The organism is Pontibacter vulgaris (assembly GCF_022758145.1).
Taxonomy (GTDB): Bacteria; Bacteroidota; Bacteroidia; order Cytophagales; family Hymenobacteraceae; genus Pontibacter; species Pontibacter vulgaris.
Genome location: NZ_JAJVDH010000008.1, coordinates 1 through 13213 on the forward strand (window position 1 = coordinate 1; position 13213 = coordinate 13213).

The window sequence follows — 13213 nt, forward strand, 5'->3', positions numbered from 1 at the left end:
TTGCAACAAGCAAAAGCAGCTTTTTTGTGGCCCCGGGCCCTTACAAGCCCTTTTCCCAAATCCCGCTCCGGCTGAACGGGCTGCAAAAGTAGCCTTTTGTTTTCAGAAAGCAAGCCCCCGGCCCCAACTTTTCTACTCACATCAGCTAAGGCGCTGTCGGTGAAGGGGATTGTTTTTCAATTATTTCAAATCACTAATTCCCCGACCAGCCTTTCTTTCCAGGCGCAGAGTAATAACATCAGTAATTAACTTAGAAGTTCCTGCTTGATTTAAAAATTTTGTTAATTCTCTTACTCTTAATCATTACTCAAAATACCTGCCTTGATTCATATCCACTACAAAAAGAAAGAGCCCTAACAATGCAGGGCTCTTTCTTTTCAGTAAAGACTATACTTTATATTGCCTTTGGCTTTTTATATAAAGGAACTGTACTACATGGTTCGCCATACATTAAGCTACTAACTACTGGCAGCAACTTTCGCATAATTTCTACATAGGCATAAGTTGGTACAGGTATACTTCCGCATCCTTTGATGACTACTTTTGCATCTCTATACTCTTCTGAATCTATTTTGGAAATTGCCTCCTGCATTAATGCCTGTTCAAGTGCTTCCAGATCTCCGAATACATAATAATTTGCATGTGCCTGCAGTTTTGTAGCTAAAAGCATATAAGCCCAGGTTGGCACGATAGCATCAGCTGAACAAACTATAGCCACATTCTTTCCGGCATACACAGACCAGTCATGCTCTTTTATAAATGCTCTGAAATCCTTCTCTCTCAGTATAAGGCCATGGAACAGATTTTCTTTTATATCATATATAACACGCTCGCCCGGGTGCAACAGTTCTTCCAGGTTTAGAGTTACGAGTGCGCTTTGGGCTACTTTATTTACAAACTCTGACATATATGTATTAATTAGTAGTGCTTTTACCTGCACTTGTTATATAAACATCCTTTAAATAGAAGGGTTCATAATAAGCTACATCTTCAAACTGCTGGTTGTTATACTTTGCAAGTGCTAGCTCTCCTATTGGTTTGGCTGAAGGCACAATGCCCTCTATAAATAAGGCTTGCGAATAACCAGCTTTCATAGATTTAAACTTATCAGCACCGCTTCCGAAAAATATTATCTGCTGATGTGCCAGTTGGTTACTAAAGGTATCTTCTGTAAGTATAACCGGGGCTATTGGCAATACTTCTTCCAGGTTATGTGTGAGCATACAAGTATAAACCTCCTGGCGGCGGGCATCCAGCATCGGGCAAAACAGGTAGTTCTCAGGATTTGGTATAGTTGCTATTACCTGGGCAGCCAAACTGTAAAGTGTAGAAACTTCTATTAAAGGTATATCCAAAGAATAGCAAAGACCTTTTGCAGTAGAGCTACCTATGCGCAAGCCTGTATAAGACCCCGGCCCACCCGAAATAGCTACTGCACTTAAATCTTTAAGACTAAAGCCGCAGTTTTCGAGCAATTGCGAAACCATAACCGTTATATGCGAAGAATGTGACTTCTCGATCCGCAACTCTGATGCCCCTAGTAGCTGTGCATCGTTAAACAGAGCAACAGAGCATACAGTAGAGGAGGTTTCGAGTGCTAATAATAAAGACATGGGTATGGATTCTGGTAAAACTTATTTCCGCAAAATTAACTTAACCTGAGCAAGGTCACAACTATTCTGTATTGCCTGTACTAATATTAAAAAAGGGAAGCACTATTTAAAGTACTTCCCTCCTCTTATATTATATATGTTTATTTCACCTTCAGGTAAGATGCGTATTTCTGCGGATCGTTCAGAACGCGTTTTGCCATCAGGATATCCGGATCATCGTCGAAGGTAGATTCTATATATCCCTTCTGCAGGTAGTATCTTGATGCTATTTCGGCTTCCAGCATTTCCTGTATCTCCGGTCTGAATCGGGTCAGATCGTTGGCTTTGTTATGCGACACTTTCTTCTTTATACCATCCAGCTCATTTTTAATATCCTCGTAATGCTTGCCATTTTTGGCTTTTGCGGCCAGGTCTTCTAATTCACGCTCCACCTCAGTGGTATAGTTCAGGTCCTTGTTTCCCAGGAAAGCAACAAATTTCTGATATTCGGCATCGGTCAGTTTGAATTTACTGGCGGCTGCTATACTTGGGTGCTCGGCTTTATACTTGTTTGCAAAATCAAAGAAGTAACCTTTGGAAGCTATTGTTCTGGTGATCTCAGAATAATCAGGTTGTTTTACTTCTACATCCGGGCTAACGCCACCTCCATCGTATACTACACGGCCGGCAGCAGTTTTGAAAGCAGCCCGCACCGAATCCGGAATAGTACCCACGCTGCCATCTTCGTTGCGGTGCGAATAATCAATGGCCTGTATGCAACGGCCACTCGGTATATAATATTTAGCTGTAGTAACTTTTAACTGCGAGTTATAAGAAAGCGGACGTGTTGCCTGCACCAGACCTTTTCCGTAAGTACGCTCCCCTACCAGTACAGCACGGTCATAGTCCTGCATTACGCCAGCCACAATTTCGGCAGCCGAGGCACTGTGAGAACTGGTAAGTATAACCAAAGGCACTTCTTTATCCAGAGGCTCATCAAGCGCTTTGTATGTTTTGTTCCAGTCTTTAACCTTACCCTTTGTGCTTACAATATCTTTGCCTTTATCAACAAACAGGTTAGAGATGTTAACAGCTTCGTGCAGCAAACCGCCCGGGTTATCGCGCAAATCGAAGATAATCTTTTTAGCACCCTGCTCCTTCAGCTTCTGCACTGCCATCTTCACTTCGCGCGAGGCATCTACTGTAAAGCCCGAAAGCTGGAAATAACCAATCTCGTTATCGATCATGCCATAATAAGGTACGTTCTCTACCATAATATTGGCCCTTGTCAATTCTACAGTTCTGGATTTTGTCTGGCCGTAGCTGCGTATTTCCAGTTTAACCGTTGAGTTAGCCTGCCCTTTCAGCAGCTTGCTTACATCAGATGAGTTTTTGTTCGATACATTAACCCCGTCTATCTTCAGAATTTCGTCGCCTATTACAATACCAGCTTTGTGAGCAGGTGAGTTTTCATATGGCATTTGCACTACCACTTTACCATCGCGGCTGCCAACAATAGCACCTATGCCGCCATACTGGCCCGTGGTCATGGTCCGGAAATCTTCAATATCGTCTTCGGGAATGTAGTTTGTGTAAGGATCCAGCGACTTAAGCATGGCATCTATACCTATGCGTACCATTTTAGATGGGGGTACGTCATCTACATAATACGTATTTACTTCTTTAAAAAGGGAGGCAAAAACATCGAGGTTCTTGGCTATTTCGAAATAGCGTTCAGACTCTGTTTTAAAAGCAAACAGGCCCATAGCAACGCTACCAATCAGCAGGCCGGCAATAGACTTTTTATACATACTAATCAGGTTAGGGACGGAGGTAAGGTTACTTACTCAAACAACGTTCTAAACCGTAAATTAGTTTTTTCTGAATTGTATCGTAGGTTTTTTTTTCTTTACCAATGTAAAGTATGGCAAGAAGGCGTGGCGCCTGTGCCTGGTTCTGAAGGAGGAAATGCTTGTTAAGGCGGTAAGCCTCACGTATTTGCCGCTTCAGGCGGTTACGATCGGTTGCGCGCTTAAAGTATCTTTTGGATACAGAAATTAAAACCTGAGTAGAGCCGGGTAACGGCTCCTCTCCGGGTGGCGTGTAGAGTACAAACCGCAGCGGATACAAATTAAAAGAAGAACCCTTGCTGAACAGCAGCGCGATAAGGCGCTTACTACACAAGCGTTCTTCTTTCGAAAATGTATAGGAAGAAGGTTGCGCTGTTTGGTTATCGTTAGCGGGCTCTATATGCATGAGCAGCTACGGTTAAGCAAAGCACAACCTACGAATTAAGCCTTATGTCTTTTCTCGTCAGAAACAGTTAGTCTCTTTCTGCCTTTTGCTCTTCTGCTAGCAAGTACTCTTCTACCGTTAGCGGTTTCCATTCTAGATCTGAAACCGTGCTTGTTTCTTCTTTTTCTCTGAGAAGGCTGGAATGTTCTTTTCATCGTCTGCCAATGGTTTTATTATGGCCTGCAAAATTAGAGAACCTTTTCTAAATTAGCAAAGTCATCCTAACTAATATTTTAACAAAGATGATAGTTTCGGGCCAAAAAGCGTTAAATAACTCTCAAAAGCCACTTTTTTATTCTCAACAAATTTCCGGTGCATGATACACTACCACGTTTCCTATACAAATCCGCTGTCGCATTACCTGACCATAACCATAACTATACCTGATAACAAAGCAACTGAATTATACTTGCAGCTGCCCGCCTGGCGCCCTGGGCGCTACGAGTTGCAGCACTTTGCCCAGAAAATACGCGATGTAAAGGCCACAGCTAACGGCGGAAGTATAACAATAGAGAAGGTAACCAAAGACCGCTGGCTGGTGCAAACCGGCAGTGCAGAAAGTATAACGGTAACCTATACTTTTTACGCCCGCCAGATGGATGCCGGCGGCTCGTGGCTGGATGAAGAGCAACTATACCTGAACCCGATAAACTGTATGATGGCCGTAGCAGACCGGGAACACGAAACTTGTGAGCTTGCTCTACAAATACCTGAGAACTGGCAAATTGCCTGCGGACTAAAGAAAACTGCGAATTATACTTTAGAAGCCTCTAATTACGAACAGTTAGTTGATAGTCCGTTAATTGCCAGTGGCAATCTGAAGCACGAAGCATTTGAGTTACAAGGCACGCAATTTCATATCTGGATACAAGGCGACTGCAAACCTGACTGGCAAAAGATCATACACGATTTTAAAGCATTTACAGAAGAGCAACTGCAGGTTTTCGGCGATTTCCCGGCAACAGAGTATCATTACCTGAACCAGATTTTACCATACCGTACTTATCATGGTGTGGAGCACAGCAATTCTACAGTTATCACGCTTGGCCCCGGCGAGCTGCTAATGGAGCCCAGCTTGTACAAGGAATTTATCGGGGTGAGTTCACATGAGCTATTCCACACGTGGAACATCAAGAAAATACGCCCGAAAGAAATGCTGCCTTACAACCTTAAACAGGAAAATTACTTCCGAACGGGGTATGTAGCCGAGGGCATTACCACCTATTACGGCGACTATATGCTGGCACGTTCAGGGGTATTTACAACAGAACAATACTTTGCAGAACTAAACACAACCTTGCAGCGCTACTTTACTGACTATGGCCACCAGCATCTTTCTCTTGCCGATTCATCTTTTGACCTGTGGCTGGATGGTTACAAACCCAGCATACCTGACCGTAAAGTATCTATTTATGTAAAAGGTGCTTTAACAGCACTTCTCCTCGACCTGCAACTGCGCCGCGAAACAAAAAACCAGGCCAGCCTGGACACTGTACTAAAGAAACTTTGGGAGGATTTTGGCAAACGCACTATAGGTTATACAGCGCAGGATTACGAACGGATAGTTGAGCTAGCAGCAGGCAAATCACTCGGTTTATACTTCGACAATTTTATTAAAGGAAACGCACCTATAGAGCAGGCTTTAGATGAGGCTTTATACTTTGTAGGCTGTAGCTTGAAAAACGAAGACAACCTGCTGCACTATGAAGCCAAGTATGGCTTTAAAATATCGGCTGAGCAAAGTATAAAAGTAACCGCCATAGCACCGGACTCTCCGGCCTCTGCCGCCTTAAGTATAGACGATGAACTGGTTGCTTTAGATGGCCGGAAACTGGAGCAAAACCTGCAACATTTATTAGCGCAGTCAGACTTACAGCAACCTGTAACGCTTACGCTTTTCCGGGATAAACAACTGCGGCAGGTAACGCTGCAGGCAAGCAGAAAACACTTTTACCCGAAGTATAAAATAACAAAACGCTCTGATGCTTCCGAAACCGAAAAGCAGCATTTTAAACTTTGGCTGAAGCAAGAGTTTTAATCCCTTCACAAACAAAAAGAGGAAAGCATTAACGCTTTCCTCTTCTATATCTCATAGTTTAATTTTGCTTTATTGGTACGCTTACTTTTTATCGTAAGGTGTGTTGTTGCCACCTTTAGCCAGGTTCCTGTTTGGGTTCTGTACTTTGGTGTCATCTTCGTTTAGCGCATTGCGTGGTGGGTTACTCTCAATGTTACCCATCAGCTTGTTCGGATCCTGCTGGTCCGGGTTATTCTTTTTAAGCTCGTCCTTCGTGTTCTTATTCTTATCGTGCATGCTCATAGCTTGTTTTCTTAAGTAGTTTATACTTTAGTTTTACCCCTATTCGTAAGGTTAGGTTACAAATCCATACTTAAACCCCTGCCATAGAGCAACAAAAAAGGGAGACTTTCGCCTCCCTTTTCCTATCGTTTATACTTGCTAAACCTACTGTAGTATAGTATCGAAAGCAACCAGGTTCACAAACTGCTGCACGCGGTTGTCAATCTCCTGCTGGCTCAGGTTTTTAAGGCGCTCCGTACCAAATTTCTCTACGCAGAACGATGCCAATGCCGAACCATGAATAATGGCGCGCTTCATGTTTTCGAAGCTGATATCATCCGTAGCTGCAAGGTAACCTATAAAGCCACCTGCAAACGTATCGCCGGCTCCGGTTGGGTCAAACACTTCTTCCAAAGGTAATGCCGGCGCAAAAAATACTTTCTCTTCATTGAACAACAAGGCACCGTGCTCTCCTTTTTTGATGATCAGGAACTTAGGCCCCATCGCCATGATCTTTTTGGCAGCTTTCACCAATGAATACTCACCGCTTAACTGGCGTGCTTCTTCATCGTTTATAGAAAGTACATCTACCATAGCCATCGTTTCTTTCAGCTCGCTCAGGGCAATGTCCATCCAGAAATTCATGGTATCCATCACGATCAGTTTCGGGCGCTTTACAAGGCGCTCTATTACTGTTTTTTGTACCTGTGGTGCCAGGTTACCCAGCATCAGGTAATCGCAGCCCTGGTAGTTTTCAGGGATGATCGGATCAAAATCGCCCAGTACGTTAAGCTCTGTAACCAACGTTTCGCGGCTGTTCATGTCGTTAAAATAGCGGCCAGACCAGAAGAAAGATTTCTCGTTCTCCTTAACCTGCACGCCTTCGGTGCTGATGTTACGCTGGTGCATCAGGCTGATGTGGTCTTGGTCGAAATCGCCACCTACAACCGATACTACATTTATTGGCTTCACGAAATAAGAAGCCGACAATGAAATATAAGTTGCAGCGCCACCTACAATTTTATCTGTTTTTCCGAAGGGTGTTTCCAGCGCGTCAAACGCCATCGAACCAACTACTACTAAGCTCATACTTTTAATTTTGAATGACTGATTTTTGAATGAGTGAATAATTTAAACTGAAAACCAGTAATTTAAACACTCTGCAAGTTAGCAATTAACTAAAACAAAAAAGCCCCTGAAGGTTTGCTTCAAGGGCTTGGGGTGGAAGATGGGGCTCGAACCCACGACCCCCAGAATCACAATCTGGTGCTCTAACCGACTGAGCTACAACCACCGTGTTTGAGAGTGCAAATATACAGCACGTTTTGTTATTTGCAATACTTTGTACACACTTTTAATTAAAAAAATTTCACGCGCAACTGCTTTAAAAAGTTAACTACTTCAAGTAAAGACAGTTGCTGTAGCTATAGTTTTACTGCCACGAATCTCCAGACTAAATATAAAATTGAGTTTATAACTCAACTGGGCCGGAGGCCCAACTATAGCAAGTCCCGAGCGTGGACGCTCGCGCCATACCCTTACTCATACCAGCCTTATTACTTACTCAGCTTAGTGCCGCACCACGGACAGTAATTTATTACCACCATAGTTGCGCCGCCATTGTGTACTGGTATGCCATAAAGCCCTTCGTCCCATTTATTGATAATTACTTCAGGGTCATCATACTTTATCTCCCCATCTTCGTCCAGGCTTTCAAATACTTTATCGGCCATCATCATGCAGCAGTAGCTTTCGTAATCGAAGCCTTTGGCTTTCAGCTTTTCGGCAGTGGCCCAGTTATAGCAGGTTTCGTCTTCGTGTATAGCCTCCTCGTAAGCTTCATACTCTTCTGACTCTAATACTTCTTCCGGAAGCTCCTTTTCGAAGAACTTATAGTGTAATTCTTTAAACTTCTCTAACTCCATACTTACCTGTCGAACAATAGCCTCTCCCCTTTTTTGCTCTCATCAAACGCACCTTTGCTATAAGCCAGATGCCCCGAAACTATAGTATGTATTATAGTTGAACTGAAAGTATGGCCCTCGAATGGCGACCAGCCGCATTTATAGTAGGTATTTTCTTTGGTAACCGTGTAAGGTTTGTTCAGGTCTACTAGCACCAGGTCGGCCCAGTAGCCTTCGCGTATGTAGCCACGCTCGCGCACGTTAAAAAGTATAGCCGGCGCATGGCACATTTTCTCTACCATTTTCTCCAGAGTCAGTTTGCCCTGCTTCACAAACTCCAACATCATCTGTAAAGAGTGTTGAATCAGTGGTACACCACTTGGCGCTTGTTTATACTTGCCTTGTTTTTCTTCCCACAGGTGCGGGGCATGGTCGGTGGCAATCACATCCAGCTTATCTTCCAGCAAACCTTTCAGCAAAGCCTCTTTGTGGCGATGCTCTTTTACAGCCGGGTTACATTTTATCTGGGTGCCATACTTGTCGTAATCTTCCTTATCAAACCACAAGTGGTGCACGCATACTTCGGCAGTAATACGCTTCTGTTCCAGCGGAATATCGTTGCGAAAAAGCTTCAGTTCTTCTTCAGTTGAGATGTGCAGGATGTGCAGGCGCGTGTTGTGCTTCTCAGCCAGTTTTACTGCCAGGAAAGAAGATTTAAAACAAGCAGCTTCGTTTCTAATTTCGGGGTGACATTTTACCGGAATATCATCGCCATACTTTTCTTCATAGATAGCCATGTTATCGCGGATGGTCTGCTCGTCTTCGCAGTGCACGGCAATCGGCAGTTTGGCTTTCGAGAAGATTTGCTCCAGTGTTTCGGCATTATCTACGAGCATGTTCCCCGTGGAAGAACCCATAAATATCTTGATACCACAAACCGTATTCGGGTTGGTAAGCAGCACTTCGGACAGGTTATCGTTGGTGGCCCCCATGTAAAAAGAGTAGTTCGCCAGCGAGGTTTCGGCTGCAATGTTATACTTGTCCTCCAACAGTTCTTGGGTTGTAGCATTCGGCACCGTGTTCGGCATCTCCATAAAAGAAGTAGTACCGCCAGCCACAGCCGCTCTCGCTTCTGAGCCTATAGTTGCTTTGTGCGTCAGGCCCGGCTCCCGGAAGTGTACCTGGTCATCTATTACACCAGGCAGCAAGTATAAACCGGTAGCATCTATAGTTTGGTCAGCTTCGGTTGTTATACTTTGGCCTATCTGCGCAATGCGTCCTTCTTTTACCAGAACATCGGCATTTGTTATACTTCCTTCGTTAACGAGTTGGGCATTCTTTATGAGGATAGATTTCATGATGCTAAGATACGGAGAGAAGAGATTAGTTAGAAGTAAGCTTACGACAAGAACGCATTACTGATGCAGGTGCATTGCACATTCAGTACAAATCTTCAGCTCATTAACTTCCAACGGAGTGTAGTATTCTCTGATATTCTCAGCTAAAAAACCCGGGTAAATTGTTTCTGGCAGTTCAGGCTTATACCCCTCAGACTGGCATACAATACATTGATTAAGCCACTTTCGTACTTCAGGGTATTGCTTAGAATACTGCTGCTTATCTCTGCCTTTCATAATATTATTTGCTCACTCATATCAAGATAAATGCTCTAAATCATCCAGATCTCGTCTACGCCCGCTACTTTCCTTGTTTTTCCGCAAGTCTTTTAAACTTATGAAATTTACAGGTACTCCCTCATCTTCAATTACCACTTTATTGGGGAAACATTCTTCAAAAGCTACACCATCTATACTTGTTAGCACATCAATTCTAAATGGTGGATAACCCAACTGAATAATGTTATCTTTAGCTAAGAAATCATTTTCTGTCAATCCAAAACTTCCAAATCCGAACTCTTTCATAATCAGCACCATTGTTTTGGCAGTGTTGGGATTAGGGCTGATCCAAACATCCAGATCACCGGTATACCTTGGATGACCATGAATACCAACTGCATAGCCTCCAACTATAAGATAATTAACTTTGTGTTTGTTTAATAACTCTACAAACTCTCTGAAGTCCGGGCTCAGCATCTTTCTTTATAAATTTGATATATTGATTTCTAAGCAACTCAATAGCAGCCAACCGCTCCTCCGGGGACTTTGTCTGCCAAAAAGCAAAATCAGACTGCTGATCTTTCAGACTAATTCTTCTAACTACTTTTTCCATAGTCTTACAATATACGCATATTCTGAGACTGTATTAAACACATTATTCCTGCCTCCCGCAAAAATCCCGTACCTTTGCATATTAACACTAAGTATAAACTATAGTACCATGGCAGAAGAAGCAGAGAAAGAGATAACCACGTTCGCAGATTTTCAGCTGAACAAACAATTGCTGAATGCCATTGAAGAAGCTGGCTACGACAAGCCTACGCCTATACAGTTGCAAGCCATTCCGCAGATTATGGCTGGCCACGATATAATGGGAATTGCCCAGACCGGAACCGGAAAAACAGCCGCTTACCTGCTGCCTATACTTATGAAGGTAAAGTATGCGCAGGGCACAAATCCGCGCGCACTTATACTTGCCCCTACCCGCGAGCTGGCCATGCAGATCGAAGAAAGTATAAGCCTGCTCGCCAAGTATACCGATATCCGACATACCGCTATTTATGGTGGTTTAGGCCCCAAAACGCAGATCGAGATCATCAACAAAGGCCTTGATATTATTGTGGCTACGCCCAAGCGCCTGCTGGAACTTTACATGAAGGGCGAACTGATACTGAAAGAGCTGAAGACAATGGTGCTCGACGAAGCCGACAAGATGATGGATATGGGCTTTATGCCGCAGATTCGCCAGATCCTGGAAGTAATTCCGCGCAAACGCCAGAACCTGCTCTTTTCAGCAACTATGCCCGAAAAGGTGGTAGAACTGTCAGAAGAGTTTTTGGAATTCCCGACCCGCATTGAAGTAACGCCACAGGCCACGCCAGTAGAAACAGTAAGCCAGGTATTATATCAGGTACCAAACCTGCGTACTAAAATTGCGCTACTCGAACATCTTATTCAGGATACAGAAAACCTTAAACGGGTTATTATTTTTACAAGGAGCAAGAAGAACGCCGAGAGTGTATCCAAGTTTATAGAACACCGCAACTACGGCGAAGTACGCGCCATACATGGCAACAAAGGCCAGAACACGCGCATCAACTCCATGGAAGCTTTTAAAGGCGGCGATGTACGCTTTTTAGTTGCAACCGATTTAGCAGCACGTGGCATCGACGTTACCATGGTAAGCCATGTAATCAACTTTGATGTGCCCTTTGTATACGAAGATTATGTGCACCGCATTGGCCGGACCGGCCGTGCCGAAAACGTGGGTGCAGCCATAACTTTTGCCAACGAAGCCGAGATGTACCATGTGGCTAAAATTGAAAAGCTGATCCGGATGCAGATTCCGCAGTTACCTTTGCCTGCCGAGGTGGAAGTGTTTAAAACTCCTTTTGATGAGCAACAGGAAATTGCCATGGAGATAGACCGCCAGAAGCGGCGCGACAACCCGGATTTTAAAGGCGCTTTCCATGAAAAGAAAGCCATACCAAGAAGCAGGAAAGCAGCCAGTAAAAAAGACCCTAAAGTTTCGTTCTGGCAGAAAACCAAAAAGAAGAAACGTTAATAAACAAAGAGGCCGGTGCTGTAGCAGCACCGGCCTCTTTGTTATTTTATAGTTATACTCTATGTTATAGAAAAGTAGCAGCCAGTTGTTTAAACTCATAAACCAGTAAGGTTTGCGCCGCCCCCCAAAGCACAGCGCTCCAGAGCATGTGCACGAAAATAAGCTTACGAGGCGCTCCGAATAAAGCCGCTACTACGGTACCAAGTATAGGTGTCAGGAAAATAGGAGTAAGAAAAGCAATGCCGATAATACCAAACCGTTGCCATACCTGCACTATACGGCGGTTTTTGCGGGTAAAAACAGGTTCCTTTTTTTCGCGACGCCGCTTTGCCATCCATTCCGAAAAAGCCCGCCCGATGATCGAGAAAATTACTACACTCGTCATCATTCCGGCTACAGTAAACAAGAACGTTTCAAAGTACGATAACCCGAGGCTGCTTCCGGCCACAGGGCCACCAAAAAATTTTACCATGCTAACCAGGTAAACCGATAAGTACTTTAAAATCTCCACCTACACAAAATCTAAATTGTAATCTAAAATCTAAACTTACTCTATAAACTAAAATATACGAGCAAGGCCAGTAAAATAATAGCACTTTTACTATAACAACTGTTTAACCGTCAGGTTTATTGTATTGAGTGCGAACTGTTTAGTAACAGGCACACCCCCGTTATAGTTCAGCTATATTTTCGGGCCAAAGGCAAGGTCACCGGCATCTCCAAGGCCCGGCACAATGTATGATTTCTCGTTGAGATGATCATCCAGCGCTCCCAGCCAGATGCTGGCTTCCGGTATTTCCTGCTGCACATATTTTACTCCTTCCGGCGAGGCAATAACCGCCGCCACATGTACCTGCACCGGCTTGCCATGTCGCAGCATGCCTTTATATGCTTTCACCAGCGATTTTCCGGTAGCCAGCATCGGGTCGGCAAGTATAAGTATCTTATCGTGCAGGTCAGTAGATGCCAGGTACTCCATGTTTATCTGCAGCTCAGTATTCTCTTCTTCCACGCGGTAAGCCCCAACAAACGTGCTGTAAGCTTTATCAAAATAGTTTAACATGCCATTATACAAGGGCAAACCAGCCCGAAGTATAGTTGCCAGCACGGGCTGCGCCTGCAGCAACTGGGTTTGCGTTTGCGCCAGCGGCGTAGTTATGCCAGCCGAAGTATAAGGCAGCGTTTTAGAAATTTCGTAAGCCAGCAGCTCCCCTAATCTTTCCAGGTTTCTGCGGAAGCGAAGGCTGTCGTGCTGTATGTTTACATCGCGCAGCTCGGCCACAAAATGATTAGCCAGCGATGGCGTTTCCGTAAGAATATGAAGGTTTTCTTTGTTCATGAGGTTTGCCTGTACGCGTTCTGGTTAGCTAATATACATAGTACCGGCACAGCACCAAAGTTACCGTAAAATTTCGCCTTTGGTTTCTGTTGCTGCCTTTTCT

Annotated in this window: 14 protein-coding genes and 1 tRNA gene; 2 read left to right on the forward strand and 13 right to left on the reverse strand. The window is 44.1% G+C overall.

The window, feature by feature from the left end; genetic code table 11:
• Positions 1 to 394: 394 nt before the first annotated feature.
• The 5 genes from LWP20_RS17065 to rpmH all read right to left on the reverse strand — a co-directional run bounded on the left by LWP20_RS17065 (position 395) and on the right by rpmH (position 4042).
• Entirely contained in the window at positions 395 to 907 is a 513-nt protein-coding gene (locus tag LWP20_RS17065) for a DUF2480 family protein (protein ID WP_242929394.1), read from the reverse strand.
• A gap of 7 nt (positions 908 to 914) precedes the next feature.
• Positions 915 to 1613 carry a tRNA (adenosine(37)-N6)-threonylcarbamoyltransferase complex dimerization subunit type 1 TsaB gene (gene tsaB / locus LWP20_RS17070; protein WP_242929395.1) on the reverse strand — a complete coding sequence of 233 codons (699 nt, stop codon included), beginning with the start codon at positions 1611 to 1613 and terminating at the stop codon, positions 915 to 917.
• Between the two features lie 140 nt (positions 1614 to 1753).
• Complete coding sequence (locus LWP20_RS17075) at positions 1754 to 3403, reverse strand: S41 family peptidase (protein ID WP_242929396.1); 1650 nt, start codon at positions 3401 to 3403, stop codon at positions 1754 to 1756.
• 28 nt (positions 3404 to 3431) lie between these two features.
• A complete protein-coding gene (locus tag LWP20_RS17080) occupies positions 3432 to 3848 on the reverse strand; it encodes a ribonuclease P protein component (RefSeq protein ID WP_242929397.1) in 417 nt (138 codons plus the stop codon).
• Positions 3849 to 3883: 35 nt separating this feature from the next.
• Complete coding sequence (gene rpmH, locus LWP20_RS17085; RefSeq protein WP_242929398.1) at positions 3884 to 4042, reverse strand: 50S ribosomal protein L34; 159 nt, start codon at positions 4040 to 4042, stop codon at positions 3884 to 3886.
• Between the two features lie 161 nt (positions 4043 to 4203).
• Here rpmH and LWP20_RS17090 point away from each other — a divergent pair, with 161 nt between their 5' ends.
• On the forward strand, positions 4204 to 5925 hold the full coding sequence (locus tag LWP20_RS17090; RefSeq protein WP_242929399.1) for a M61 family metallopeptidase: 1722 nt from the start codon (positions 4204 to 4206) through the stop codon (positions 5923 to 5925).
• 81 nt (positions 5926 to 6006) lie between these two features.
• Here the strand turns inward: LWP20_RS17090 and LWP20_RS17095 are convergent, their stop codons facing one another.
• The 6 genes from LWP20_RS17095 to LWP20_RS17120 form a co-directional block, all read right to left on the reverse strand.
• Positions 6007 to 6207, reverse strand: coding sequence for a hypothetical protein (locus tag LWP20_RS17095; protein WP_242929400.1), 201 nt, complete (start codon positions 6205 to 6207; stop codon positions 6007 to 6009).
• A 144-nt stretch (positions 6208 to 6351) separates the two neighbouring features.
• Positions 6352 to 7275: a PfkB family carbohydrate kinase gene (locus tag LWP20_RS17100; RefSeq protein ID WP_242929401.1), complete on the reverse strand. Its 924-nt coding sequence runs from the start codon at positions 7273 to 7275 to the stop codon at positions 6352 to 6354.
• Positions 7276 to 7403: 128 nt separating this feature from the next.
• Positions 7404 to 7480: transfer RNA gene (locus tag LWP20_RS17105), tRNA-His, on the reverse strand.
• A 262-nt stretch (positions 7481 to 7742) separates the two neighbouring features.
• Positions 7743 to 8111 carry a DUF6980 family protein gene (locus tag LWP20_RS17110; RefSeq protein WP_242929402.1) on the reverse strand — a complete coding sequence of 123 codons (369 nt, stop codon included), beginning with the start codon at positions 8109 to 8111 and terminating at the stop codon, positions 7743 to 7745.
• A gap of 2 nt (positions 8112 to 8113) precedes the next feature.
• Entirely contained in the window at positions 8114 to 9448 is a 1335-nt protein-coding gene (locus LWP20_RS17115; protein WP_242929403.1) for a dihydroorotase, read from the reverse strand.
• Positions 9449 to 9745: 297 nt separating this feature from the next.
• Positions 9746 to 10183, reverse strand: a complete 438-nt coding sequence (locus tag LWP20_RS17120; RefSeq protein ID WP_242929404.1) for a hypothetical protein — start codon at positions 10181 to 10183, stop codon at positions 9746 to 9748.
• 244 nt (positions 10184 to 10427) lie between these two features.
• Between LWP20_RS17120 and LWP20_RS17125 the strand changes: the two genes are divergently transcribed.
• A complete protein-coding gene (locus tag LWP20_RS17125) occupies positions 10428 to 11771 on the forward strand; it encodes a DEAD/DEAH box helicase (protein ID WP_242929405.1) in 1344 nt (447 codons plus the stop codon).
• Between the two features lie 64 nt (positions 11772 to 11835).
• Here the strand turns inward: LWP20_RS17125 and LWP20_RS17130 are convergent, their stop codons facing one another.
• Positions 11836 to 12243 carry a small multi-drug export protein gene (locus LWP20_RS17130; protein WP_242929406.1) on the reverse strand — a complete coding sequence of 136 codons (408 nt, stop codon included), beginning with the start codon at positions 12241 to 12243 and terminating at the stop codon, positions 11836 to 11838.
• Positions 12244 to 12453: 210 nt separating this feature from the next.
• Complete coding sequence (gene upp, locus LWP20_RS17135) at positions 12454 to 13110, reverse strand: uracil phosphoribosyltransferase (RefSeq protein ID WP_242929407.1); 657 nt, start codon at positions 13108 to 13110, stop codon at positions 12454 to 12456.
• Between the last annotated feature and the right edge of the window lie 103 nt (positions 13111 to 13213).